Raw genomic sequence first — 25,698 nt, 5'->3', positions numbered from 1 at the left:
CGGAGCCGAACCCGGTCAGCAGGCGGTGTCCGCGTCCGCCGACTCCCTCAGGCTGCGCCGGTAGGTCGCCGGAGGCATGCCGTAGGCGGTGCGGAAGACCCGGTTGAAGTGCGATTCACTGCTGAAACCCCACCGGGCGGCGACGGTGTGGACCGGCAGGTCGTACTGGGCGGGATCGGCCAGGTCGCGCCGGCAACGTTCGAGCCGGCGCTGCCGGATCCAGCACGCCACGCTGAGGCCCTGCTCCTCGAAAAGCCTCTGCAGGTGCCGGGTGGAGACGTGGTGGCAGGAGGCGATCAGCGAAGGGGACAGGTCCACGTCTCCCAGGTTCCGCTCGATGAACTCCTGCACGCGCATGAGCAGGAGGCGGCGCGGATCGTTCGGCGACGCCGTCGGGCGCGTGCCGAGGTCTCGGGTGAGCAGGGTTGCGAGCAGGTCGAGGATGACCGTGGAGACGCGGACGGCCTCCTGTGGGGTCAACGGATCACGTTGCCGGACCAGTTGAAGAAGGAGTCCGGACAGCAGCGCGCCGACGCCCTCCTGTCCCGGTAGCCGTACCGCCAGGAGCCGTTCGACCTCGGCGCTGGGAACCGGGAGGACCTCACGGGGGAACTGCAGGATCAGCCCGTCGGCCAGGCCCCCGGAGTGCCCGTGTCCCCCCGGGTGCCCGTGCGGGGCGCGTGCCCCGGGAGCGCCGCCGGCCATCGTCCAGGCGCGGAAGGGCCGGGAGGTGTCGTACAGCAGCAGATCCGCCGGCCCGAGGTCGGCCTCACGGCCTTGCTGCTGCATTCCCGACCTGCCCTGAAGAGTCAGCGACAGCTGGTACAGGCCGGGGTCGGACTGGCGGATCCGGCGCCGGGTGCGCTGTGCCTCGAACGACGTGCACCGCACCCGTGACAACTGTGCGATGCCGAGGTCGACCACGTGCATCTCAGCCCAGAAACTGCCGGCTTCGGGACTGGAGGCGTCCACCGAGACCACCGCTTGCGCGACCGCCTCCCACCAGAAGTCGAAGCGCTCGCCGACGGGTAATTCGTCAAGCCGTATCACGTGAGAAGTCCCCTTGTCTTCCTGCGTGACGTTCAGCGGAAAAGGTGAGCGGTTGAAGGGCTCACCGTCGCGGCTCTCACGACCCGCTGTACGTTTTCCGCCCTCGTCGCCGGCACCACGCCGGGAGCAGGGGAAATGCTTGCATCGGCCTCCGACTCCCAGCAAGGAAAACCACCCCGATGGGATGCTGGGACGTCTTGATCCATCATGAGCTGCCTGCTCTGCTGACCCGCTGGGATGAGGGTGGGATGCGCCCTCCCACCGCGAGCGGCGGCCCGGTGTCCTTTCCCGATCGCCGCACCAGGCGTGTCATCTGCGCTGCTCGGCGCCCTGCGGTCCTACTTGTGGCGGAAGTAGACGAACAGGCGGCCGTGGTTCTTGGAGTCCTTGTCGATGCGGTGGTAGAGGGCCTTGATCTCCTTCTGCTCCAGGAAGCGCAGGACCTTCTTCTTGAGCTGGCCGGACCCCTTCCCCGGGATGATCTCGACCTCGGTGGCCTTCTTCCTGATGGCCTCGTCGATGATGCCGCGCAGCGCCTTGTCGATCTCGCCGCCGCGGTTGAAGATCGGGTGCAGATCCAGCTTCAGCTTCACGCGACCAAGCCTCTCATCCTCCGGAGCCGCCGGGTGGACCCACCCTCGTTGGAACGAACCAGACAAGAAGCATCAAATCATGTATATGGCGAAATATGGCCACTCGCGGGTGTGGTCCGGAGAGAAATCCGGGACGGTCCCGTCATCAATGAGGGTGGGGTCCGCAGGCCGCCGACCAGCCACGACATGACCCACCGGACCGCCGGGCAGATCGTATAAGCAAACTTGACCAACTCTGGCGACGATTGTGGCAAATTCCGGATCTAGGCAAATAAATGGCCTCTAGTTAGGCTCCCTGTCATGATCGGCCGCCTTTACGGCCGGCCGCTCTCGTCACCCACCGGGGAGGGTCGAGTCCTCCTCAGTCATGCCCTTGTCCGGGCATGCCCGGGTGACCCGACACCTCCTGGCGGCGTGACGTGGTCATGCGTCCCCACAGGGAGGTCTCGTTGCCCAGGAAGTCCCAGTTATCACGGACCAGGCGTGTGGCGGTGCTCGCCGCCGGCGTCGGACTCGTCGCGGCGATGACGCCGCCGGCGAGCGCGGATCCGACCCCCACCCCGAGCGCCAGGAAGTGGACGGCGACCCCGCTGACCGGAGGCGAACCGGTCCAGGGGGCCAAATCCACGACGGGCAAACTCGCCCAGAGCGACCAAGCCCTCCTGAAGTCCACCTCGGGTGCCACGGTCAACGTGATGGTCAAACTCGACTACGACTCGTACGCCGCCTATCAGGGCGGACTCGAAGGACTTCCCGCGACAAGTCCCACCAAGACCGGCAAAGCTCTTGATATCAAAAGCGCCGAGGCCAAGAAGTACGGCAAGCACATCGAGGAAGTCGAGAACGCCTTCCTCTCCGGCCTGACCAAGGCCGTGCCGGCCGCCAAGGCCGGGCAGAAGCTGCGCACCGTCTACGGCGGGATCGCACTGCGGGTCCCCGCCAACAAGGCGGCCGAACTGCTGAAGCTGCCCGGGGTGGCCGCCGTCCAGGAGGACAGGCCCGAGCACCTGCTGACCGACTCGAGCGCCTCCTTCATCGGGGCTCCCGCGATCTACAGCAAGCTGGGCGGCAGTTCCTCGTCCGGCAAGGGCGTCGTCGTCGGCATCCTCGACTCCGGTGCCTGGCCGGAGCACCCCCAGTTCGCCGACCCGGGCACGCTGCCCGCCGTACCGGCGACCAAGGACGGCGCCCCGCGCGTCTGCAACTTCGGAGACAACCCGCTGACGCCGGCGGCCGATCCGTTCACCTGCAACCGGAAGCTGATCGGCGGAGCGCCGTTCCTCGACACCTACAACGAGGTGTTCGGCGGCGAGGTCTACCCCGACAGCGCCCGTGACTCCAACGGTCACGGCACCCACACCGCGACCACCTCGGCAGGCGGCCCGGTGGCGGACGCCAACCCGCTCGGCATCAGCCGCGGGCCCATCCACGGCATCGCCCCGGCGGCGCACGTGTCGGTCTACAAGGTCTGCGGCGTGGAGGGCTGCTTCCCCTCCGACTCGGCGCAGGCGGTGGGCCGGGCCATCCTCGACGGCGTCCGCGTGATCAACTTCTCCATCTCCGGCGGCAGCTCCCCCTACAGCGACCCGGTGGAGCTGGCCTTCCTCGACGCCTACGCGGCGGGCGTGCTCGTCTCGGCCTCGGCGGGCAACTCCGGCCCCGGGGCGGCGACCACCGACCACCTCGGCCCGTGGGTGACCACGGTGGCGGCCTCCACGCAGAGCAGGACCTTCCAGTCCACGCTCACGCTGGCCGGCTCGGGCGGCGCGACGGCCACGCTCAAGGGCGCCTCCATCACGGCGGGCCTGGCCTCACCGCTGCCGGTGGTGCTCGCCTCCGCACCGCCGTACTCCAACGCGCTGTGTACGGCTCCCGCTCCGCCGGGCCTGTTCACCGGAAAGATCGTCGTCTGCCAGCGTGGCGCCGGCCGGATCATGAAGAGCTACAACGTCCGCCAGGGCGGCGCGGCCGGCATGATCCTCTACAACGCCACGCCGCTCGACGTGATGACCGACAACCACTGGATCCCGACGGTCCACCTCGACAAGCCCGAGGGCGACGCCCTGCTCGCCTTCCTGTCGGCCAACGCCGGGGCGACCGGCTCGTTCACCCAGGGCGCCAAGGCGACCTGGCAGGGCGACACGATGACCACGTTCTCCTCCCGCGGACCGGGCGGCGACTTCCTCAAGCCGGACGTCACCGCACCCGGCCTGCACATCCTGGCCGGGCAGACGCCGACGCTGGAGGGTCCCGAGGGCGGCCCGCAGGGCAACCTGTACCAGGTCATCGCGGGCACCTCGATGTCGTCGCCGCACGTCGCAGGCGCCTCGGCGCTGGTGTTCGCGCTGCACCCCGACTGGACACCGGGACAGGTCAAGTCCGCGCTGGAGACGACGGCCACGACCTCGGTCACCAAGCAGGACCGCGTCACCCCCGCCGACCCGTTTGACTTCGGCGGCGGACGCATCGACCTGACCAAGGCCGGCGACCCCGGTCTGACCCTGAACGAGACGGCGGAGAACTTCGCCGCCTCCGCCGGCGACGAGCTGAACCGCATCGACCTCAACCTGCCGTCGGTGAACGCCCCGACCATGCCGGGTCTCATCACCGCCAAGCGGACGTTCACCAACGTCAGCGACAAGACGCTCACCTACACCGCCACGGGCACGACCGTGAACGGGGCGAACATCACGGTGCTGCCGCCCCTGTTCACCGTCAAGCCGGGCAAGAGCGCCAAGATCACCGTGGTGGTCACCGCTCCGGACCTGCCCGAGGGGCAGTACTTCGGCCAGGTGAACCTCAAGCAGGTGGGCGGCAGCCGCAACCTGCACCTGCCGGTCGCGTTCGTCCGCAAGGAAGGCGCCGTCCCGGTCGACCAGACCTGCGTGCCGGACACCATCGCCCGCGACACCGGCGAGTCCACCTGCACGGTGAGCGTGCAGAACAGCACCCTCAAGGACGCCGAGGTGACGGCGGTCAGCACGCTGAACGGCAAGCTGCGGCTGAACTCGGTGACCGGCGCCACCAAGGTCGGATCCCAGATCGCGACGGCGAAGACCACCCTCACGGCCAGGCAGCCGGACAGGCCGGGCATCGCGCCGGGCACCGGTCCGGCACCGTACCTGCCGCTCGACGCCTTCGGTATCGCGCCGACGCCGATCGGCGACGAGCAGGCGCTGAACTTCACCGTCCCGGCGTTCACCTACGCCGGGAAGACCTACACCCGGCTCGGCATCGTCTCCAACGGCTACACGATCGCGGGAGGCACCTCGGGCTCGGCGGACATCGCCGCCACGCCTCAGTCGCTGCCGGATCCGGTCACCCCGAACAACGTGCTCGCCCCCTACTGGACCGACCTGGACGGCACCGGCACGCCGGGCGTCTACGTCGGAACGCTGACCGACGGCGTGAGTGACTGGCTCGTCGTCGAATGGCGCCTCAACGTCTACGGCACGACGGACGCCAAGGTGTTCCAGCAGTGGATCGGGCTGAACGGGACCGAGGACATCACCTACACCTACGACCCGGGCAACCTGCCCGGCGGACCGCCGGCGGGCTACGGGCTGACCGTCGGCGCCGAGAACGACGAGGGTACGGCCGGCGGTCAGATCACCGGTCCGCCGGCCGAGGACCTGCGGGTGACCAGCACCCCCGGAGCCCCCGGCGGCACCCTGACCTACACGATGAAGATCAAGGGAGTCAGCTCGGGAGACGGGACGGTGACGACGGGCACGTCGACACCGCAGGTGAAGGGCATCACGATCGAGGTCGACAAGATAACCGTCCGTTAGCGGACCCGCGAGGGGCCCGGCACCGGAGTGCCGGGCCCCTTCCCGGGGCTCAGCGCTGCAGGTAGTCGACCAGGTAGGCCTTCTCGTTCTCCAGCGACTCGATGGAGCTCTTGACCACGTCGCCGATGCTCACGATCCCGGCCAGCCGCTCGCCGTCCACGACGGGAACGTGCCGGATGCGATGGGTGGTCATGGTCTGGCGCAGGTCGTCGACGTTGGCGGTGGGCGGGCAGGTGCGGACCTCGGTCGTCATGATGGACGACACCGGGGCGGTCAGCACGCCGCCGCCCCGGTCGTGCAGCCGCCGCACCACGTCGCGCTCGGAGACGATGCCCGCGATCGACGAGCCGTCCTCGGAGACCACCACGGCGCCGATGTTGCGCTCGGCCAGGATCACCAGGAGGTCGGTCACCGTCGCGTCGGGGTGAACGGTCGCCACATCCGTTCCCTTGCCTTGCAGAATTCTACCGATCAGCATGGACACCACCTCGGTTCGGCCTGGCTGGGGTTGTTAGCTGGCAGCGAAATCATCAGTTGTCATCAGTCTTTCTCCGGATGATCCGTGTGTGAAGCTTTCCGAGTGGGCGCGGTCGCCGCTTCGCCGCACGCCGGGCCAAGACCGCGCTCCGGGCAGCCGGTGAAGTCCCATGAGCGACCGTCAAGGCTTCCGGGTGGAATTGGCCCCCACGCCCGAGCAGCGAAAACGCCTCAGCCGGCACGCCGGACTTTCGCGGGTGGTGGAGAACTTCTGCCTGGAGAAGGTCAGGGCTGCTCTCGATCAGCGGGAGGCAGAAAAGACCTACGGTGTCACCGGCACCGGCCTCACACCGGTCCCGTGGTCGGCGCCCGCGCTGGAACGCGCCTGGCGCACCGAGCACCCCAAGCGCTTTGCGTGGTTCGCCGCTGAGGGCCTGTCCTCGCGGGTGCCGAAGGAGGCGTGCCGCCTGCGCGCGGCTGGGTTCAAGAACTTCTTCGACTCCCGCAACGGTGCGCGCAAGGGTAAGAAGCTGGGATTCCCCGACTGGCGCAAGCGTAAGCACAGGTCGCGGTTTCGCTACGACGTCAACGAACGCCGGGCCGTTGCGGCCGATGCTGCCGCGTGCGGGATCGACGTCGGGGTGAAGACGTTCGCGACGGTCGCAGACGACGACGGCACCGTCACCGAGATTCACGCGCCGAAACCGCTCAAGGCCGCCTTGCGCAGGCTGCGGAAGGCGAACAAGGCGGTAGCGCGCAAACAGCGCGGCTCCAACAACCGGGGCCTGACCTTGAATGACCGTGTGTGGACGTGTTCTTGTGGCGTCGTCCACGACCGGGACGTCAACGCCGCGATCAATCTGCTCGCGGCTGTGAAACTCGACCGGCCATCCGCTTAGTTCCACGTCGCCGGGCAGTTCCCCGAAGACGCCAAACGCCTGTGGAGGCGACGTAAGACCTCGGCTTGCCGGGGCGGATGCCGATGAATCAGGAAAGAGGATCACTGAGATTCTCCGAACGGTATCCCTAACCATTGCCCCATCGATGCTCCCCCTAAGCGCCGGCGGCCGCAAAGAAGGCACCTCAGGTGACGGGCAGTAGCCGTACCGCACCCAGTCCTCCTGGGGCGGCGAGTACGGCACGGTCATGGACTTCACCATGTTCGACAAGCCCGCCTCACGCGCCTCCTTCATCGTCAAGCCGGACATGGACGCGCTCGGCGGGGCCGTGATCTTCAAGGAGGCGGCGGTCTCCGACCTGGCCAAGGACTACCCGGTGCCGATCGGCTGATCATTGGTCCGAGGTACGGCCCGCACCCGCCTAGAGTGGGGGTGCGAGCCGTGTCGGCCACCGGTAATGTGTGAAATACCACACATCTTCGCTCTCGGGGAAACGATGACCGACAAGCTCAACACCGGCAGCCACGACCTGCCGGTCTCCGAGGCCCTCGCCGCGTTCATGGAGACCGGCTGGGCCGACACCCACCGCGACGGCCTGACCGCGCCGCCGCTGGCCTCCTACACCGCCAAGCGCCGCGCCGCGCTCGCCGCGCGCTTCCCCGGCGAACGACTGATCATCCCCTCAGGCACGCTCAAGGCACGCAGCAACGACAGCGACTACCGCTTCCGGCCGCACAGCGCGTTCACCTACCTCACCGGCGACCAGGAGCCGGACAACGTCCTGGTCATCGAACCGTCCGGGTCCGCCACCCTGTTCCTGCGGCCGCGCTCACCGCGCTCGGCGCCCGGAACGGCCGGGCAGGAGTTCTACCGGGACCGCCGCCACGGCGAGTTCTGGGTGGGTCGCCGCCCCGACCTGGCCGAGGCGGAGTCGCTCTATCTGATCGACTGCGCGGCCGTCGACAGGATCGACGACGTGCTCGGCGGGCCCGCACGGGTGCTGCGCGGGGTGGACGCCTCGGTGGACTCCCGGGTCGCGCCGCACGACGGGGACGGCGAGCTGGAGACGTTTCTCTCCGAGATGCGGATGATCAAGGATGAATGGGAGGTCGCCGAGCTGCAGTTCTCGGTGGACGCGACCGCGCGCGGGTTCGAGGACGTGGTGCGGGCACTGCCCGCGGCGCTGGCCCACCGGCGCGGCGAGCGCTACCTGGAAGGGGTCTTCGGCCTCCGGGCCCGCCTGGAGGGCAACGCGGTCGGCTACGACAGCATCGTGGCCTCCGGCGCCCACGCGTGCGTGCTGCACTGGATCCGCAACGACGGCCGTCTGAACGAGAACGACCTGCTGCTGCTCGACGCGGGCGTGGAGACCGACGACCTCTACACCGCCGACATCACCAGGACCCTGCCGCTGTCGGGCCGGTTCAACCCGATTCAGCGCCAGGTGTACGAGCTGGTCTACGAGGCCCAGAGCGCGGCCATCGCCGTTCTGAAGCCCGGCGCGAGGTTCCGCGACTTCCACCAGACGGCCATGCGGGTCATCGCCGAGGGCCTGCGTGACTGGGGCGTGCTGAAGATCAGCCCCGACGAGGCGATGGAGGCCGACAACGGGCTGTACCGCCGCTACACCCTGTGCAGCAGCGGCCACATGCTCGGCATGGACGTCCACGACTGTGCCAGGGCTCGCTCGGAGGTCTACCTGGACGGTGTGCTGGAGGAGGGCCAGGTGCTCACCGTCGAGCCCGGCCTCTACCTCCAGCCGGACGACCTGACGCTCCCGCCGGAGCTGCGCGGCATCGGTGTGCGCATCGAGGACGACCTCGTGATCACCGCCGACGGCGCTCGCCTGATGTCGGCCGGGCTGCCCCGTCACCCCGACGAGATCGAGGGCTGGATGAGCGCGCTCTCCATCTGACCGGCACTCCGCGGCCCACCCCGCGAAGTTCGTACACCGTGATGACGTGCTGATACAGACGCGGCGGGGAACACTCCCAAGGGGGCGGCCCACCCGGTCCGGCCGGTGCCGGCCCCGGAGGTGAACAGCGGGTCCCCGGTCACGGGCCGGGGACCGCGCCGCCGCGAACAGGAGTAGCAGGTGAGCCCAGTCCCTCAGGAGCCCGAGGAACTCCCCCGGGGAGCGGGCTCGGCCCACGGCGGTATCGGCGAGGACGGGGGGGAGCCCACCGAGCCGAATTCCGCTGCCGCGTCGGCGGTCAGGGCGGCCCTGGACAGGGCGGCCGCGGAGAGGGCGGCCGCGGAGAGCGATCGGAGCAGTGCCCACGCGACGCGCCTGGCGTCGCGGGGCAAGTGGACGGGCGCGGCCATGGCCGTGGCGCTCGCGTCGGCCGCGACGATCGCCGCGCTCCAGTGGATGGCGGCCGGCCGCCTGACGGAGGAGAAGTCCGAGCGTGACGCGGTCTTCGCGCGGGCTCGCGAGTTCGCAGTGGCCCTGCAGACCTACGACTACTCCAACCTCAGCGCCTATCGGGACCAGGTCCTGGCCATCTCGGACGACACCTTCGAAAAGACCTACGACGAGGCGTTCGGCCCGCTGAAGGACGTGATCACTTCGATGAAGGCGAGCTCGTCCGCCTCGGTCCGGGGCGTCTACGTCGCCGAGCTCGCCCGGGACAGGGCGAAGGCGATCACGGTCGTGGACTCCCAGGTCACGAGCACCGCGGGCATCCGGCGCATGCTCGGCACCTCCATGCAGATCGCCCTGGTCAAGACCGGCGGCCAGTGGAAGATCAGCGACGCGACCGTGATGGGCGCGGCCGACGAGCTGGTCACCGACCCCCAGGGCAGGACGGTGGAACCGGCTCCCGCCCCCTCCCCGGGCGCCGCCAGGCAGGACGAGTAGTCCACGGTTCGCGGGGCTGCCAGGTGCCGCCGGACCGCCTAATCTGGATCAATGCGCGATTGTCTGGCGATGGCCGGCGCCACCGACGAGATCTACTCCCCCACCGGCATGGATCTCCTGACCGAGGTCGAGCGTGACCGCGCGGCGAAGTTCCTCCGGGAGGGCGACCGGCGTGACTTCGTGGCGGCCCACCTTCTGGTACGGCGGTGCGCGGCCAAGGTCGTCGGCGTTCCCGAGGACCGGCTGACACTGCTCCAGCACTGCGACCGTTGCGGGCCTGGGCACGGCAGGCCGTACCTCGCGGAGGTCCCCGAGCTCGGCGTCAGCCTGAGCCACAGCCACGGCTACGTCTGCGCGGCGGTGGGCCCGGGACGGGTCGGCGTGGACGCCGAGCACGTCCCCGAGGGCCCGCTGGACGAGGCCCTGGCGGCGCACGCCCTGGCCCCCGTGGAAAGACCCCTGGCCCGTGACAACGAGGCACTGATCCGCTTCTGGGTCCGCAAGGAGGCGCTCATCAAACGGGGCGAGCTCACCCTGGACGACCTGCGCACGACGGACCTGTCCGGTCTCCCGATCGACGGGGACGGCCCCCGCCGCCTGGAGTGGGCGGGCAGGCACCTGCTGGAGTGGCGGACCGGCTCAGGCGTCGCGGTCTGCGTCGTCACCGACCATCCGGCGACCCTGGGCTGATCTTCTGGGGGTCGGGTCGAGAAACACCTGCGAGATCGAGGGGAGGCGCTCACCGAGCCTGCTGAGGTTGAGCGCGACCCCGAGATCGGCCGGCCCCGCCACGATCACCGTGCCGACGCTCTCCGCTTCCGCGCTGACCGCCGTCACCATCGGCAAGCCCGGCGAGAACGCCTGGTTCGACCGCCTTCCCCGCCTGACCTACGTCGAGGTCGTCACCGGTATCTGAGGTAAGTTCTGGTCCATGAACCGGGAGCGTACCCATCACGGGGAGAGCAGCGGCCGGCCGCCCGGCGTACAAGGAATGGTGAGCGACCAGTGAACGATGAGGAGCCGCGCTGGCTCACCTCGCTCGAGCAGCGGACCTGGCGAGCCCACCTGGCCGCGCACAAGCTTCTGGAACATCGCCTCGACCGCGAGCTCCACCCCTTCGGACTCTCCGTCAACGACTACGAGATCCTGGTCAACCTCTCGGAGATCCCCGACCACCGCATGCGGATGAGCGACCTGGCGGACGCCACGATCCAGTCGCGCAGCCGCCTGTCCCACCAGATCTCCCGGATGGAGGCGGCGGGGCTGGTGGCCAGGGAGGACTGCCCGGATGACCGGCGCGGCACCTTCGCCGTGCTCACCGAGCACGGCTGGGCCACCATCCAGAAGGTCGCGCCGCACCACGTGACCAGCGTCCGCCGGCACTTCATCGACCTGCTCACCGACGATCAGCTCCGCGAGTTGGAGAAGGCGTACACCCCCGTGGTGAGCCACCTGAAAAACCTGCGCTGAAGTGAAACCGATACCGGCGATTTCTCCCTCAGCCGACCGGCTGGTCGCTACGATCCGCCCATGCCTGCTCGCCGGATTCTCCTCGCCGCGGTGGTCACCGCGCTCTCCCTGATCACCGCGTGCAGCGGGGGCGGCGCCTCCGATGGCCGGGCCGCACTGCCGGTGGGGACCGAGCTGGTCAAGAAATCGGCGGAGGCGATGCGGACCGCCAAGTCTGCCGCCTTCACCATGGAGACCGAAGGCACGCCGCCGGTGCCCGTCAAGAAGGCGACCGGCCGCCTCAGCGGGACAGGCGACGCCGACGGCACCATCCAGATCGACCTGGGGGGCAGTCTCCAGGAGATCAGCTTCGTCATCGTCGGAGAGGTCGTCCACTTCAAAGGCGTGACCGGCGGATTCCAGAGGATGTCACGGAGCGAGCTGGCCGCGATCTACGACCCCTCGGCCATCCTCGACCCGGACAGAGGCGTCGTCCAGCTCATGACCAACGCCCTGGATCCCAGGACGGAGGCAGAGGAGAAGGTGGACGGCGCCGACGCCTACCGGGTCTCGGCCACCCTCTCCCAGCAGGTCCTCGCCACCATGGTGCCGGGACTCGCGCAGAGCGTGAACAGCAGGCTCTGGATCGACAAGGCCACCAGCCGCCTGCTCAAGGCAGACCTGCCGCTGAGCGGCGGCAAGGTGATCGTCTCCTTCCACGACTACGACGTGCCGGTCCAGGTCACCGCACCGGCGGAGTGACCCCATGACCGAGCCTGCGGCGCGGCCCACCGTCGACCCGCTCCACCCCATGTCCGGCGGTGGCCAAAAGGCCCGGCGGCGGATCGCCCTCGGTGCCGGCGGCACAGCGGTGCTCCTGGCGGCCCTGGACGCCTACGTCGTGGTCACCGTCCTCGTCGACATCGCCAAGGACGCCGACGTCCCGCTGAACCACCTGGAGCGGGCCACCCCGATCATCACCGGCTTCCTGCTGGGCTACATCGCCGCCATGCCGCTGCTCGGCCGGCTCTCCGACCGGTACGGCAGGCGCCCGCTGATCCACCTCTGCCTGGCGGGCTTCGCGGCCGGCTCGGTCGTCACCGCGCTGGGCGACACGGTCCCCTGGCTGGCCGCCGGGCGCGGCCTGCAGGGCGTCGCGGGCGGTGCGCTGCTGCCCATCACCATGGCCATGGCCGGGGACCTGTGGGACGAGCACGACCGCCCGGTGGCCCTCGGCGCGGTCGGCGCCGCCCAGGAGCTCGGCAGCGTGCTCGGTCCTCTGTACGGCGCGGCCCTCACCGCCGGGGTGCCCGCGACGTTGCATCTGGGCGGCATAACGTTCGGCGGCTGGCGGTCGATCTTCTGGCTGAACCTTCCCCTGGTCGCCGTGGCCGCGATCGCCGTACAGCGGTCCGTGCCGCCACCGGTGCGCGCTCCGGCCCCCAGTGCCCGCGTCGACCTGGCCGGCGGCCTGCTGCTGGCCCTCGCGCTGGGCCTGCTCGTGGCCGGACTCTACAACCCCGACCCGAGCAGGTCGGTCCTTCCTCCGTGGGGCCTGCCCGCGATCGCGGCCGGAGTGGTGGCCGCCTCCGCGTTCGTCTGGTGGGAGGGACGGTCCCCGACCCGGCTGATCGACATGGCGGGGGTGCTGCGCGGCCCGTTCTTCGCCACCCTCGGGGTGAGCTTCCTGACGGGCGCGGCACTGCTGGTCACGCTCGTGGACGTGCAGCTGTCCGCGCAGACGCTGCTGGGGCTGGGGACGCTGGACGGGGCGCTGGTGCTGTCGCGTTTCCTCGTCGCCCTCTCGGTGGCCGCGCTGCTGGGCGGGGTCATGGCCCGCCGGTACGGCGAGCGGGCGGTGGCGGTGGCCGGGCTGGCGCTCGCCGCGGTCGGCTATGCCCGGATCGGCCAGTGGCCCCTGGATCTGGCCGCCGCCGGGCATCGCATGGACGTCGACCTCGTCATCGCGGGGCTCGGCCTGGGCGTGGTGATCGCTCCTGTCTCCTCAGCGGTGCTGCGGGCCGTTCCGGCCGCCCAGCACGGCGTGGCGTCCGCGGCCGTGGTCGTGGCCCGGATGATGGGCATGCTGCTCGGCGTCGCCGGACTGTCGGCCTGGGGCTTCCACCGGTTCCAGTCGCTCACCGCCGATCTGGACACGCCGCTGCCGTTCGGCGTGGATCCCGCCGTCTACACCCGGCGGCTGGCCGAGTACGGTGACCGGGTCCAGGCCGCCCTGCACACCGAGTACAGCGAGATCTTCCTGATCACCGCCGCCCTGTGTACGGCGGGAGCGCTGATCGCGCTGCTGCTGCCGAACCGGCCAGGGACGGCAGGCGGATCCGGGACTCCGTAAGGGGTGGGGGGCCGCCCACGTCGGACGCACCCGACGTGGGCGGCCGGAGTACGGCGTACGGCGGCTCACTCGCCCCGACGGCGCGGACCACGGGCCTGCGGTGGTGTGAGCGACCGGGTCAGGCGAGTCGCCACTCCTGGTTGCGCTGGTGGTACAGGCAGGTCCACTGCTGGACGTTGGCACCGTTGTTCATGCCGGCGGCCGCCACATCCAGGCACTTGCCGCTGTGCCGGGCCACCAGGGTCGCGGTGAACTCGGCCCCGAGCTCCCCCGGCCCGGCGGGGACCGCGGCGTCCGCCGCCGGCGCGCCGGACGGCCGGTGCGGATGACGCGTCTCCGCACGTCAACACCGTACGGCAGAGGCCGGAACCGACGGACGGCCCGGCATGTGCCGGGCCGTCCGCGTCGCGTTCACGTCACTTCTTCTGCTTCTGTCCCTGCCGCTTCTCGCGGATCTTCATCGTGACCTCGAGAGGAGAGCCGGCGAAGCCGAACTCCTCGCGGATCCGGCGCTCGATGAAGCGGCGGTAGGTCTCCTCGAGGAAGCCCGAGGTGAACAGCACGAACTTGGGCGGCTCCGTCGACGCCTGGGTGGCGAAGAGGATCTTGGGCTGCTTGCCGCCCCGGACCGGGGGCGGGGTGGCCGCCACCAGGTCGGTGAGGAAGGCGTTGAGGCGCGCCGTGGGAACCCGGGTGGACCAGGAGTCGAGCGCCTTCTCGATCGCCGGGACGAGCCTCTCCACATGCCAGCCGGTCCTGGCGGAGATGTTGACCCGCAGCGCCCACGGCACGCGGACGAGCTGGCGGTCGATCTCCTTTTCCAGGTAGTAGCGGCGGTCCTCGTCGAGGAGGTCCCACTTGTTGAACGCCACGACCATGGCACGGCCCGACTCGATCACCAGGGAGATGATCCGCAGGTCCTGCTCGGTCAGCACGTCGCTGGCGTCGATGAGCACGACCGCGATCTCCGAGCGCTCCAGGGCTCCCCGGGTGCGCATGCTCGCGTAGAAGTCGGCGCCCTTCAGCTCACGGTCACGCCGGCGGATACCCGCGGTGTCCACGAAACGCCAGGTCTTGCCGCCGAGCTGGACCAGCTCGTCGACCGGGTCGCGAGTGGTGCCCGCCATCGGGTCGACGAGCACACGCTCCTCCCCCGCAAGCTGGTTCAGCAGGGAGGACTTGCCCACGTTGGGCTTGCCCACCAGGGCCACGCGACGTGGACCGCGTTCGACGCCGAAACGCTGCTGCGGCGTCTCCGGCAGCTTGTCCAGGATCACGTCCAGCAGGTCGCCGCTGGAGCGGCCGTGCAGGGCCGAGACCGGCTGCGGCTCGCCCAGGCCGAGAGACCACAGAGCGGCGGCCTCCAGCTCCATCTGCTGGTTGTCGACCTTGTTCGCGGCCAGGATGACCGGCTTGCCGGAGCCACGCAGCACGTGGCCGACGATCTCGTCGGCGTCGGTCACGCCGACCACGGCGTCCACCACGAACAGGATCACGTCGGCCAGCTCGGCCGCGACCTGCGCCTGCTCGGCGATCTTCAGTGCCATCCCGGTCGCGTCGGGATCCCAGCCGCCGGTGTCGACCACCGTGAACCGGCGTCCGCGCCAGGTGGCGTCGTAGGTGACCCGGTCGCGGGTCACGCCCGGCACGTCCTCCACGACCGCCTCCCGGCGGCCGATGATCCGGTTGACCAGGGTGGACTTGCCCACGTTGGGGCGGCCCACCACGGCCACGACCGGCTGCGGGCCCTCGTCCGGGCCCTCGTTCTCAGAGCTGTTGTCGGTACCCAGATCGGCCAGCTCAGCCTCGATCCAGCCGCTTTCTTCTTCCCCGGTCACGCCTTTTCCTTAATCACACGTAGCACCTCGGCGATGACCTCTTCCAGGTTCAGCGCCGTGGTGTCCAGTTCGACGGCGTCGGCCGCCATGGCAAGTGGGTCGGTCTTTCTCGTGGAGTCCAGGGTGTCGCGCCGGGCCATCGCGGCCCTCTGCGCCTCCACCGTGGTCCCGGTCAGCTCCGCCGTACGGCGGAGCGCCCGGGCGTCCGCGCTCGCGGTCAGATAGATCTTGACCGGGGCTCCGGGGGTGACCACCGTGCCGATGTCACGGCCCTCGACGACGATGCCGCCCCCACCGATGATCTCACGCTGCTCGGCCACCAGCCGACGCCGCACCTTGGGCACCGCGCTGACCGCGGAGACGGCGGCGGTGACCTCGGAGGTGCGGATGGCCACGGCGGCGTCGGCGCCGTCCACGGCCACCGTGGGCGCGTCAGGATCGGTGCCCATCGAGAGAACCGGGTCCAGCGCCCTGGCGGTGATCGCTGCCGGGTCCGTGAGGTCGACACCCTGCTCGAGCATCCACCACGTGACGGCCCGGTACATCGCTCCGGTGTCGAGATAACGCAGTCCCAGCGCTCGCGCGACCCCACGCGACGCACTCGACTTGCCCGACCCCGAAGGACCGTCCATGGCGACGACCAGTCCGGTCACGGCGCCTCTCCCTTGCAACCCGCTTCAATTGTCTGTACGAGGCTACCGGGAGCGGGAGCGGGAACACGCATCGATCGGCTCGGGAAGGGCCCGCCCCGGCCCGCCGGAGCGGGCCGGGGCAGGCAGGGCGTTACGGCAGGTGCCAGCCGTGCGCGCGCAGTGCCGCCGACAGCGCGGCCACCGCCTCCGGCTGCACGGACAGGTCGGCGGCGCCCAGCGGCAGGCCGGGGGCGTGCTCCAGCCGGACGTCCTCGATGTTGACGCCTGCCTCCTCGGCCACCTGGAACAGCCGGGCCAGCTCGCCCGGACGGTCGCCGATGATGACCTGGACGGTCGCGTAGGCGCGCGCGGGACCTCCGTGCTTGCCGGGGATCCGGTCCGTGCCGGCGACACCGCGGTGCAGCAGCTCGGTCACCTGCCCCATGGCCTCCGGATCGGCGGAGGCACGCAGCGAGGCGGCCACGGCCGCCAGGTCGGCGGCCACCTTCTCCAGCACGTCGGCCACCGGCAGCGCGTTGCCCGACAGGATCCCGGTCCACAGGCCGGGGTCGCCGGCCGCGATGCGCGTGACGTCGCGGACGCCCTGCCCTGCCAGGCCGAGCGCGGTCGCCGGCGCGGCGGCGAGCCGGGCGGCCACCGCCGCGGCGGCCACGTGCGGAGCATGGGAGACGACCGCGACGGCCCGGTCGTGCTCGGACGCCTCGACCCTGACGGCCTCGCCGCCACAGAGCTTGATCAGCCCCAACAGGGCCTCGACCGCGTCGGGCGAGGTCTCCTCCGTCGGGCACAGCGCCCAGGGACGGCCCAGGAACAGGTCGGCCCGGGCCGCGGCGGGCCCCGAACGCTCCCGGCCCGCCAGCGGGTGTCCGGCGATGTAGGTGGTCAGGTCGCAGCGGAGGTCGGCGGCCTGCTGGAGCGGGAGCACCTTGACACTCGCCACATCGGTGTAGAACCGGGCGACCCGGGCCTCCTGAAGGTCGGCGAGCCGGTCGGCGACCATCTGCGGGGGGACCGCGATGACCGCGAGATCCACGGTCCGCCCGGCGGTCCACTCGGTGCCGGCGCCCAACTCGCGTGCCAGCCGTACGGCGCCTTCGTCACGGTCGGCCAGGTAGACGGTGATCCCCTGCTCGCGCAGGGCCAGGGCGACGGAGGTGCCGATCAGGCCGGTTCCGACGACAAGGACGCTCTCGAGACCGCTCACGCGTGCTCCCCGGGCTTCTTGGGCTTGGTGGCGCATGACAAGGTCACTGAGCGATGTCCACACGTAGGGCCGCCGCCCCCCGCAGGTAGACGTGCTGGATCTCCTGGCGTGGCCGATCGGTCTCCACGTGGGCCATCAGCCGTACGACATGGGGGAGCGCGCCCGGAACGTCGATCTCGGACGCGCAGATCAGCGGGACGTCGTGGAAGCCCAGCTTGCGGGCGGCGAGGGCGGGAAACTCCGCGGTCAGGTCAGGGGTGGCCGTGAAGATCACACTGATCACGTCGTCGGTGGTGAGCCTGTTACGCTCCATCACCTCGGTGACCAGCTCGGTCACCCCTGACAGGATGGCCTCCCGGTCGTTGCCCTCGACCTGGATCGCGCCCCGAATCGCCCGCACCATCGTCGCTCCTCCATACCGTTCACGCCGGACCGCCCGCAGGCGATCCGGCGTGTCGAAACCGTGCGTGTCCAGGAAGATTACAGGCCGACGGCGGCGTAGAGCTCGCCGACTTCCTTGAGGCTCAGCGCACGGACGGTGCCCGGCTTGAGACGGCCGAGCTTGACCGGCCCGAACTCGATGCGGGCCAGGTCGATGACCGGGTGCCCGACCTCCTCCAGCATGCGCCGGACGATGTGCTTGCGGCCCTCGTGCAGGACGATCTCCACCAGCGCCTGCTGTCCGTGCTCCTGGACCAGGGTGAAGGAGTCGGCCTTGGCGATGCCGTCCTCCAGCTCGATGCCCTTCTTCAGGCGGCGGCCCAGGTCACGCTCGATCCTGCCGGGGACCTTCGCCCAGTACTTCTTCTGCACGCCGTAACTCGGGTGGGTGAGCCGGTTGGCCAGCTCGCCGTCGTTGGTGAGCAGGATGAGGCCTTCGGTCTCGGTGTCCAGGCGGCCCACGTGGAACAGCCGCTCGGTGCGGTCGGCCACGAAATCGGCCAGCGAGGGACGGCCGTCGGGGTCGGACATGGTGCTGACGACGCCGATCGGCTTGTTGATGGCGAGGTAGACCAGGTCAGGCATTGTCGGCAGGCGCTTGCCGTCGACGTGGATGACCTGCTTGGCCGGATCGACCCGGGCGCCGAAGCGCCGGACCACCTGGCCGTCGACCGTCACCCGGCCATCGCCGATCATGTCCTCGCAGGCCCGCCGGCTGGCCACGCCCGCCTGGGCCAGGACCTTCTGCAGCCGGACGCCGTCGGGGACCTCGGTGGTGTCGCGCTCGTCGACGTAGTCCCTGTCGTAGAAGTCCGAGTCGCGTTTGGGCTGGCGGGCGGTCTTGAACCGGTCGTTCTCGATCGCGCCGGGCCGGCGTTCGGCCTTCGCGGGACCGCGGTCGGCACCGGGACGGCGCTCGCCGTACGAGCCGGCTCGCTTGCCTCCGATCGTCTGGACCTCGTCCCGCCGGTCGGTCCTGCCGAACCGGCCACGGGAACCGCTGCCGGACGCGTTGGAACGGCCACGGTCCGAGCCGGAAGACCCGCGCGAACCGCCACGGTCGTCACGGCGCGGAGCGCCCGAACGGAACCCGCCCTGCGAACCACCACGAGGTGCGTCACGGTCGTCGCGGCGCGGAGCGTCCGAACGGAACCCGCCCTGCGAACCACCGCGATCATCACGACGCGGCCCCCCCTCGGCGGGCCTGCCGTACCGGCTACGCGAGCCGTCACGCTCGGCGCGGAACCCACCGCGGTCGTCGCGACGCGGAGCGTCCGAACGGAACCCACCACGATCATCACGACGCGGAGCGTCCGAACGGAACCCGCCCTGCGAACCGCCCCTGGGCCCGCCGGAGCGGGAGCCGCCTCGGGGGTTGCCGCCGCGCGGGGCTCCGCCACGGCCTTGACCGCGTCCATCACCGGACGGGGTACTACGCCTGCTGTTCACTACTTGTGCTCCTCTAAGGTTTCCACGTCGTCGGGCAGGAACGGCGCCAGTTCGGGGAGCTCGTCGAGATCCCTCAGGCCCATCCGCTCGAGAAAATACGGACTTGTCCGGTAGAGCAGTGCCTGGCTCTCCGGTTCGGTGCCGGCCTCTTCGACCAGCCCTCGCGTCACCAGCGTGCGCATGACACCGTCGCTGTTGACACCTCGTACGGCCGCCACCCGGGCCCGGCTGATCGGCTGCCGGTAGGCGACCACGGCCAGGGTCTCCAGCGCGGCCTGGGTGAGCCGTGCCTGCTGGCCGTCGCGGACGAACCGCTCCACGAGGGTCGCACACTCGGCCCGCGTGTAGAACCGCCAGCCGCCCGCGACCTCTCTCAGGTCGAAACCCCGACCGCCTTCAGTGTATTCCGCCGACAGCTGACGGAGCACGGCGGCGACCTCACTGATGGGCCGTTCCAGAACCTGGGCGAGGGTCATCTCGGTGACCGGTTCGTCGACCACGAGAAGAATGGCCTCCAGCCCGGTGCGCAGGTTCGGCTCGGGCACCGCGTCAGTCATGAGCAGGCTCTCTCTTGGTGCTCTCGTCGTAGTCGTCGGCCACGGCGACGTCTCCGTCGTCACTGCCGGTCCAGGTCACATGCAGTTCTCCGAGAGGCTCCACCTGGTCGAAGGAGACGGCCGCCTCCCGGTAGAGCTCCAGGACGGCCAGGAAACGCGCGACGACCTCGAAGGTGCCGGCGCAGTCGGAGGTGAGGGCTCGGAAGGTCGCCCGGCGCACCCGTCGCAGCCGCTCCACAAGGATAACCGCCTGGTCCCTGACATTGGCGAGCGGTTGGTAGATGTGGGCGACGGAGACGGACGGAGGGGTCTTGGGCGCGAATGCCCGCTGGGCGAGCTGGGCGAGGCGGTCGGGGCCGATGCCCAGGATCAGCTCGGGAAGGAGATCGGCGAACGGTGCCTCCATCGACACGGTCCGGGGGAAGCGCAGCGCCTCCTCCGCCATCCTGCCGGAGAAGACCTTCGCGACCTCCTTGTAGGCCCGGTACTGCAGAAGGCGGGCGAACAGCAGGTCGCGCGCCTCCAGGAGGGCGAGATCCTCCTCATCGTCGATCTCACCCGAGGGCAGCAGCCTGGCCGCCTTGAGGTCGAGCAGGGTGGCCGCGACGAGCAGGAAGTGACTCGTCAGCTCCAGGTCCCACTCAGGGCCGCGAGCGCGGATGTAGGAGATGAACTCGTCGGTGACCTGGCTGAGTGAGACCTCGGTGATATCGAGCTTGTGCTTGGAGATCAGACCGAGCAGCAGGTCGAAGGGGCCCTCGAAGACCTCCAGGTGCACCCTGAAGGTGTCGTCGGCCGTCTCTGGCTGCTCGGTCATCCCACCATTGTCCCGCACCCGGGACCGCAATCACTGCTCCAGCGCGGCCCACCGGGTGAGGACTTCGCGGGCCAGCTCGCGGTAGGCGCTGGCACCGAGGGAGGAGGAGTCGAAGCTGGTGATGGGCTCACCGGCCACGGTGGCGTCGGGGAAGCGGACCGTCCGGTTGATCACCGTGTGGTACACCTTCTCGTCGAACGCCTCGACCACCCGGGCCAGCACCTCGCGGCCGTGCAGGGTCCGCGCGTCGTACATGGTGGCGAGCAGGCCCTCGATGACCAGGTCCTCGTTGATGCGCTGCTGGACCTTGATGATGGTGTCCATGAGCAGCGCGACTCCACGCAGGGCGAAGAACTCACACTCCAACGGCACCATGACGCCGTGCGCGCAGGCCAGCGCGTTGATCGTGAGCAGGCCCAGGGAGGGCTGGCAGTCGATCAGGCACACGTCGTACTCGGGCAGGAGGGGCTTGATCACCCGGCCGAGCACCTGCTCGCGGGCGACCTCCGTGACGAGCTGGACTTCGGCCGCGGACAGGTCGATGTTGCTGGGCAGCAGGTCCATGCCGTCGACGCCGGTCTCCATCAGCACGTCCCTGGCGGTGATCTGCCGCTCCATGAGGAGGTTGTAGACCGTCAGATCGAGCTGGTGGGGGTTGATCCCGAGGCCGACAGAGAGGGCACCCTGCGGGTCGAAGTCGACCAGCAGCACCTTGAGCCCGGCCTCGGCCAGCGCCGCGCCCAGGTTGATGGTGGTGGTCGTCTTGCCGACGCCGCCCTTCTGGTTGACCATGGCCACGACACGCGCCGGTCCGTGCACCGTACGAGGAGGCGGGTCGGGAAAGACCGGGCGGGGTCGCCCGGTCGGGCCGAGGACTCCCCCAGCGCGAGGGGTCCCGGCGGTCTTGGTGTCCCCCCAGGGATTCTCGGGGTTTCCAGGGGTCGTTCCCCGGACAGAACCGTCGGTGGTCACAGTCACCAGTCGAACCTCCCTGACGGCCTTGAACCGGACCGTCCGGACGGACACTATGGCGTCAACACGTATGCGGCAAGGCGGCACGCCCGGACATAAGCAAGGTCAATGCCGCGCGCGCGGTTGCGCGACGGCACAGGCCTCGCGGAGCTTGTCGACCGCGACCAGGGTGTATACCTGCGTGGTGGTCACCGAGGCGTGGCCGAGCAATTCCTGAACCACCCTAACGTCCACACCCCCGTCGAGGAGGTGTGTTGCGAAGGAATGTCGCAAGATATGGGGTGAGATTCCTGCCAGCCCTCCGCGCTCGGCGGCGGCCTGGAGGACCTCCCAGGCTCCCTGACGGGTGAGCCGCCCGCCTCTGGCGTTGAGGAACAGCCCCGAGGTGCCCCGGCCGTGGGCGGCGATGCCGGGACGCGCCCGGGTGAGATAGGCTCCCAGCGCCTCCCTCGCGAAGCGGCCCAGGGGCACCAGGCGGGTGCGTCCGCCCTTGCCGCGCAGGCGCACCTGCTGGGCCTTCGGGCTCAGGTCGACGTCGTCCACCGCGAGGCCCACGGCCTCGGAGATGCGCGCGCCCGTGCCGTACAGCAGCTCCAGCAGCGCCCGGTTGCGCATCGTGAGGGGCGCCCCCTCGGGGCCGGAGGCGGCGATGAGCCGCTCCACATCGTCCACGCTGATCGCCTTGGGCAGGCGCCGGAGCTGCCGCGGCGGCTGTACGCCGTGGGCCGGGTCGTGGCCTGCGGCCCCCTCGCGCAGCGCGAAGCGGTGCAGGCCACGTACCGCGGAGACGGCACGCGCCGCCGAGCTGGCGACGAGGGCCTGATGCTCCCCGTCGCCCTCCCTGAGCGCGGTCAGGAAGGCCGTGACGTCGGCCTCGGCCACCTCCCCGAAGGTGACACGGCCACGGCTCTTCAGATGATCCACATAACGCAGGAGGTCACGGCGGTAGGAGGCCAGGGTGTTGGCGGCCAGACCCCGCTCCACCGCCAGATGGGTGAGGTAGCTGGAGAGGACGGCCTCCGTCTCGCTCAGGGTGTCCTCCCGTCATGCCTCCGGTGCTTCGGCGGGCCGCAACGAGGCGAAACCATCCGCCGAAGCGGCGTATGCGGCGAGAATACCGGCCACGGCTTGGGAATTGTGGATCATTCCCGCCAGGGCACGCCGAACCGCGTCGGACAGGGGGATCCAGACCACCGGCATGTCGACTTCCTCGTGCCGGTGGACGAAGTCCAGCTCCCCTTCGGGGATGGGGCTGAGGTCTCTGGCGAGGAAGATGCGGGTCCGCTCGTCGGTCATTCCCGGCGAGGTGAAGGCGTCGACCAGGGTGTGCCAGGTCTCCGCCCGGTAACCGGCCTCCTCGGCGAGCTCGCGGGCCGCTCCGGCCTGGAGCGCCTCGCCCTCGACGTCACGCAGGCCCGCCGGCAGCTCCCAGAGCAGGCGCCGGACCGGGTGGCGGTACTGGCGGATCATCAGCACCCGGCCGGCGTCGTCGAGCGCGACGACGGCCACCGATCCGGGGTGGACCACGTAGTCGCGCTCGACGACCTCCTGATCCCGCATGAGGACCGCGTCGGTCACCACGGTGATGACGTGTCCGCTGAAATGCTCGGCGGAGGAGACGACCTTCCACTCCTCCGGGATGTCCCGGACCTCGAACTCGGGAGTGCTCACTTGCCCCGACCGGCCTTGGCGGAGGTGCCCCGGCTGTCGGCGTAGGTCAGAGCGGCGCCGACCAGGCCCTTGAACAGCGGGTGCGCCCGGGTCGGGCGGGAGCGGAACTCCGGGTGCGCCTGGGTGCCGACGAAGAACGGGTGGATGTCGGCGGGCAGCTCGGCGTACTCCACCAGGCGGCCGTCGGGCGACAGGCCGGAGAAGACCATGCCGACCTTCTCCAGCTCGTCCCGGTAGGAGTTGTTGACCTCGTAGCGGTGGCGGTGGCGCTCGTCCACCTTCGCCATGCCGTACAGCTGGCGCGCGAGGGAGCCCTCGGCGAGTTTGGCGGGGTAGAGGCCCAGCCGCATGGTGCCGCCCATGTCACGCTCGCCGGAGACGACGTCCTCCTGGTCGGCCATGGTGGAGATGACGGGGTGGGTGGTCTCGGGATCGAACTCCGTGCTGCCGGCGTCCTCGATGCCGGCGAGGTTGCGGGCGGCCTCGATGACCATGCACTGCATGCCCAGGCAGATGCCGAGCAGCGGGATCCGGTTCTCCCGGACATGCCGGATCGCGCCGAGCTTGCCCTCGATGCCGCGCACGCCGAAGCCGCCGGGGACGAGCACGCCGTCCACGCCGTCCAGCTCGCGGGCGGCTCCTTCGGGGGTCTCGCAGTCGTCGCTCTTGACCCAGCGGATGTTGACGCGGGCGTCGTTGGCGAAGCCGCCCGCGCGCAGCGCCTCGGTGACCGACAGGTAGGCGTCGGGCAGGTCGATGTATTTGCCCACGAGGGCGATCGTGACCTCCTTGGCCGGGTGGTGCACCCGGCCGAGGAGCTGCTCCCATTCCTTCCAGACGACGTCGCGGAAGGGCAGGCCGAGGCGGCGGACGACATAGGCGTCCAGGCCCTCGGAGTGCAGCACCTTGGGGATGTCGTAGATGCTCGCCGCGTCGACCGCGGAGACCACGGCGTCCTCGTCGACGTCGCACATGAGGCTGATCTTGCGCTTGATCGAGGTGCTGACCGGGCGGTCGGAGCGCAGGACGATCGCGTCGGGCTGGATGCCGATGCTGCGCAGCGCGGCGACCGAGTGCTGCGTCGGCTTGGTCTTCAGCTCCCCGCTCGGGCCGATGTAGGGCAGCAGCGAGACGTGCAGGAAGAACACGTTGTCGCGGCCGACCTCGTGGCGGACCTGGCGGACGGCCTCCAGGAAGGGCAGCGACTCGATGTCACCGACGGTGCCGCCGACCTCGGTGATGACCACGTCCACGTCGGGGCCGGCCATGGAGCGGATGCGGTCCTTGATCTCGTTGGTGATGTGCGGGATGACCTGCACGGTGTCACCGAGATACTCGCCGCGGCGCTCCTTGGCGATGACATTGGAGTAGACCTGGCCGGTGGTCACGTTCGCCGAGCCGTGCAGCTCGGTGTCGAGGAAGCGCTCGTAGTGGCCGACGTCGAGGTCGGTCTCCGCCCCGTCGTCCGTGACGAAGACCTCACCGTGCTGGAACGGGTTCATCGTTCCGGGGTCGACGTTGAGGTAAGGGTCGAGTTTCTGCATGGTGACTCGCAGGCCACGCAGTTTGAGAAGACGTCCGAGGCTCGACGCCGTCAGTCCCTTACCGAGACTGGAGGCGACGCCGCCGGTGACGAACAGATGCTTGGTGTGTGCGGCGCTGCGCAAGAAGTCTCCCGTGGTCGTCATAGATCAGTCGGCGCACCCTGATAGCGGCCCACCTGTCCACGGACTCTCAGAATATCAAACCGTTCCTGCGGACCGTCCGCATGCCCCTTGACCCGTATTCCCCTCGTACATGACCGAACGGTAACTTAGCTCCTTATGTCGATTCGTGGCGTGATACGGCGTGCCGTCGGCGGCCTCATCCATCGCGGCTGGGCCGCGATCCGAGCGGCCGGCGCGGTAAGCCCCGCCAACCCCGCCGGCTACCGCTTCCGCCGTCTCGGCGACGGCGCGTGCCTGTCCTTCCCCGTCGGCGCGATCTTCGGCGAGGCCTGGATCGAGATAGGCGAGCACACCCTGATCGGTGAGCGCGTCTCCATCTCCGCGGGCATGGGCCCGGGGGTGGACCTTGGCCCGGTCTCGATCGTGCGGATCGGCGGGAGCTGCTCGATCGGCCGGGGCAGCCACATCGTCGGCCACCAGTCGATCGACATCGGCGATCACGTGTTCACCGGCCCGTACGTCTACATCACCGACCAGAACCACGTCTACGACGATCCGGAGACGCCGATCGGCCGCCAGTGGCCCCGCAACAATCCGGTGGTCATCGGCTCGGGCTCCTGGCTGGGCACCGGCGCGATCATCCTGCCGGGCACCCGGATCGGCAGGCAGTGCGTGGTCGCGGGCGGAGCCGTGGTCCGCGGCGAGTTCCCCGACCACAGCGTGATCGCCGGTGTGCCCGCCAAGGTCGTCCGCCGCTACGTGCCCGGAGACGGATGGCTGCCGCCCCACCTCGGCGGCTCCCGTGCCGAGCCGGTCGAGCAGTCCGAGGCCGTCCCGCCGGCCGGGCCCGTACGGCACGCCGGGCCCGCGGGAACCACCGGACCGGCCGGAGCCGAGCGGGTCGGAGCCGGGCCGGCCGGCACCGGCTGAGCCCCGGACGCTGGACCGTACAAGCTT

The 25,698-nt window shown here is 70.0% G+C and carries 26 protein-coding genes; 11 read left to right on the top strand and 15 right to left on the bottom strand.

The annotated features are described in order from the left end of the window. Positions 1-15: 15 nt before the first annotated feature. Both FHR32_RS28865 and FHR32_RS28860 read right to left on the bottom strand, forming a co-directional pair. Positions 16-1,050: a helix-turn-helix domain-containing protein gene (locus FHR32_RS28865; RefSeq protein ID WP_184757642.1), complete on the bottom strand. Its 1,035-nt coding sequence runs from the start codon at positions 1,048-1,050 to the stop codon at positions 16-18. A 338-nt stretch (positions 1,051-1,388) separates the two neighbouring features. Further along, entirely contained in the window at positions 1,389-1,643 is a 255-nt protein-coding gene (locus FHR32_RS28860) for a Smr/MutS family protein (RefSeq protein ID WP_184757641.1), read from the bottom strand. 485 nt (positions 1,644-2,128) lie between these two features. Between FHR32_RS28860 and FHR32_RS28855 the strand changes: the two genes are divergently transcribed. Then, on the top strand, positions 2,129-5,434 hold the full coding sequence (locus FHR32_RS28855; protein WP_312882747.1) for a S8 family serine peptidase: 3,306 nt from the start codon (positions 2,129-2,131) through the stop codon (positions 5,432-5,434). A 49-nt stretch (positions 5,435-5,483) separates the two neighbouring features. Here FHR32_RS28855 and FHR32_RS28850 read toward each other — a convergent pair whose 3' ends face one another. After that, entirely contained in the window at positions 5,484-5,912 is a 429-nt protein-coding gene (locus FHR32_RS28850; RefSeq protein WP_184757640.1) for a CBS domain-containing protein, read from the bottom strand. Between the two features lie 169 nt (positions 5,913-6,081). Here FHR32_RS28850 and FHR32_RS28845 point away from each other — a divergent pair, with 169 nt between their 5' ends. The 9 genes from FHR32_RS28845 (at position 6,082) to FHR32_RS28805 (ending at position 13,472) form a co-directional block, all read left to right on the top strand. Further along, positions 6,082-6,810 carry a transposase gene (locus FHR32_RS28845; RefSeq protein ID WP_184757639.1) on the top strand — a complete coding sequence of 243 codons (729 nt, stop codon included), beginning with the start codon at positions 6,082-6,084 and terminating at the stop codon, positions 6,808-6,810. 247 nt (positions 6,811-7,057) lie between these two features. Then, positions 7,058-7,201 carry a hypothetical protein gene (locus FHR32_RS28840; protein ID WP_184757638.1) on the top strand — a complete coding sequence of 48 codons (144 nt, stop codon included), beginning with the start codon at positions 7,058-7,060 and terminating at the stop codon, positions 7,199-7,201. Positions 7,202-7,306: 105 nt separating this feature from the next. Continuing rightward, positions 7,307-8,725: an aminopeptidase P family protein gene (locus tag FHR32_RS28835; protein ID WP_184757637.1), complete on the top strand. Its 1,419-nt coding sequence runs from the start codon at positions 7,307-7,309 to the stop codon at positions 8,723-8,725. A gap of 180 nt (positions 8,726-8,905) precedes the next feature. Beyond that, a complete protein-coding gene (locus tag FHR32_RS28830; RefSeq protein WP_184757636.1) occupies positions 8,906-9,670 on the top strand; it encodes a hypothetical protein in 765 nt (254 codons plus the stop codon). 51 nt (positions 9,671-9,721) lie between these two features. Next, the gene (locus tag FHR32_RS28825) at positions 9,722-10,360 is read left to right on the top strand and encodes a 4'-phosphopantetheinyl transferase family protein (RefSeq protein ID WP_184757635.1); all 639 of its coding nucleotides are present in this window, start codon (positions 9,722-9,724) and stop codon (positions 10,358-10,360) included. A gap of 67 nt (positions 10,361-10,427) precedes the next feature. Further along, entirely contained in the window at positions 10,428-10,586 is a 159-nt protein-coding gene (locus tag FHR32_RS44845; protein ID WP_246467462.1) for a hypothetical protein, read from the top strand. Between the two features lie 89 nt (positions 10,587-10,675). Continuing rightward, positions 10,676-11,140 (top strand): MarR family winged helix-turn-helix transcriptional regulator, encoded by a 465-nt coding sequence (locus FHR32_RS28815; RefSeq protein WP_184757634.1) that lies wholly within the window; start codon positions 10,676-10,678, stop codon positions 11,138-11,140. Positions 11,141-11,200: 60 nt separating this feature from the next. After that, positions 11,201-11,881, top strand: coding sequence for an LppX_LprAFG lipoprotein (locus FHR32_RS28810; RefSeq protein ID WP_184757633.1), 681 nt, complete (start codon positions 11,201-11,203; stop codon positions 11,879-11,881). 4 nt (positions 11,882-11,885) lie between these two features. Then, on the top strand, positions 11,886-13,472 hold the full coding sequence (locus tag FHR32_RS28805) for an MFS transporter (protein ID WP_312882746.1): 1,587 nt from the start codon (positions 11,886-11,888) through the stop codon (positions 13,470-13,472). 118 nt (positions 13,473-13,590) lie between these two features. Here FHR32_RS28805 and FHR32_RS46165 read toward each other — a convergent pair whose 3' ends face one another. The 12 genes from FHR32_RS46165 to pyrG all read right to left on the bottom strand — a co-directional run bounded on the left by FHR32_RS46165 (position 13,591) and on the right by pyrG (position 24,741). Beyond that, entirely contained in the window at positions 13,591-13,710 is a 120-nt protein-coding gene (locus FHR32_RS46165; protein ID WP_221466250.1) for an RICIN domain-containing protein, read from the bottom strand. Positions 13,711-13,888: 178 nt separating this feature from the next. Next, the gene (gene der, locus FHR32_RS28795; RefSeq protein WP_184757632.1) at positions 13,889-15,310 is read right to left on the bottom strand and encodes a ribosome biogenesis GTPase Der; all 1,422 of its coding nucleotides are present in this window, start codon (positions 15,308-15,310) and stop codon (positions 13,889-13,891) included. Further along, a complete protein-coding gene (cmk, locus tag FHR32_RS28790; RefSeq protein WP_312882745.1) occupies positions 15,307-15,963 on the bottom strand; it encodes a (d)CMP kinase in 657 nt (218 codons plus the stop codon). The genes der and cmk overlap by 4 nt, the downstream gene beginning before the upstream one ends. Before the next feature lie 130 nt (positions 15,964-16,093). Then, positions 16,094-17,203: a prephenate dehydrogenase gene (locus tag FHR32_RS28785; RefSeq protein ID WP_184757631.1), complete on the bottom strand. Its 1,110-nt coding sequence runs from the start codon at positions 17,201-17,203 to the stop codon at positions 16,094-16,096. Positions 17,204-17,210: 7 nt separating this feature from the next. Further along, on the bottom strand, positions 17,211-17,570 hold the full coding sequence (aroH, locus tag FHR32_RS28780; RefSeq protein WP_184757630.1) for a chorismate mutase: 360 nt from the start codon (positions 17,568-17,570) through the stop codon (positions 17,211-17,213). Positions 17,571-17,647: 77 nt separating this feature from the next. Continuing rightward, positions 17,648-19,057: a pseudouridine synthase gene (locus FHR32_RS46800; RefSeq protein WP_312882744.1), complete on the bottom strand. Its 1,410-nt coding sequence runs from the start codon at positions 19,055-19,057 to the stop codon at positions 17,648-17,650. Beyond that, the gene (gene scpB, locus FHR32_RS28770) at positions 19,057-19,614 is read right to left on the bottom strand and encodes an SMC-Scp complex subunit ScpB (protein WP_184757629.1); all 558 of its coding nucleotides are present in this window, start codon (positions 19,612-19,614) and stop codon (positions 19,057-19,059) included. The genes FHR32_RS46800 and scpB overlap by 1 nt, the downstream gene beginning before the upstream one ends. Then, positions 19,607-20,431, bottom strand: a complete 825-nt coding sequence (locus FHR32_RS28765) for a segregation and condensation protein A (protein ID WP_184757628.1) — start codon at positions 20,429-20,431, stop codon at positions 19,607-19,609. The genes scpB and FHR32_RS28765 overlap by 8 nt, the downstream gene beginning before the upstream one ends. Positions 20,432-20,461: 30 nt before the next feature. Further along, on the bottom strand, positions 20,462-21,409 hold the full coding sequence (locus FHR32_RS28760) for a ParA family protein (RefSeq protein ID WP_184757627.1): 948 nt from the start codon (positions 21,407-21,409) through the stop codon (positions 20,462-20,464). A gap of 99 nt (positions 21,410-21,508) precedes the next feature. Beyond that, positions 21,509-22,435: a site-specific tyrosine recombinase XerD gene (locus FHR32_RS28755; RefSeq protein ID WP_184757886.1), complete on the bottom strand. Its 927-nt coding sequence runs from the start codon at positions 22,433-22,435 to the stop codon at positions 21,509-21,511. 12 nt (positions 22,436-22,447) lie between these two features. Beyond that, a complete protein-coding gene (locus tag FHR32_RS28750) occupies positions 22,448-23,074 on the bottom strand; it encodes an NUDIX domain-containing protein (RefSeq protein ID WP_184757626.1) in 627 nt (208 codons plus the stop codon). Further along, complete coding sequence (gene pyrG, locus FHR32_RS28745) at positions 23,071-24,741, bottom strand: CTP synthase (RefSeq protein WP_281391094.1); 1,671 nt, start codon at positions 24,739-24,741, stop codon at positions 23,071-23,073. The genes FHR32_RS28750 and pyrG overlap by 4 nt, the downstream gene beginning before the upstream one ends. 156 nt (positions 24,742-24,897) lie before the next feature. Between pyrG and FHR32_RS28740 the strand changes: the two genes are divergently transcribed. Next, entirely contained in the window at positions 24,898-25,671 is a 774-nt protein-coding gene (locus FHR32_RS28740) for an acyltransferase (protein WP_246467461.1), read from the top strand. Positions 25,672-25,698: the final 27 nt, after the last annotated feature.

Source organism: Streptosporangium album (assembly GCF_014203795.1).
Classification (GTDB): domain Bacteria; phylum Actinomycetota; class Actinomycetes; order Streptosporangiales; family Streptosporangiaceae; genus Streptosporangium; species Streptosporangium album.
The sequence above is the reverse complement of the archived record's forward strand: the minus strand, read 5'-3'. Positions and strand labels throughout refer to the sequence as shown.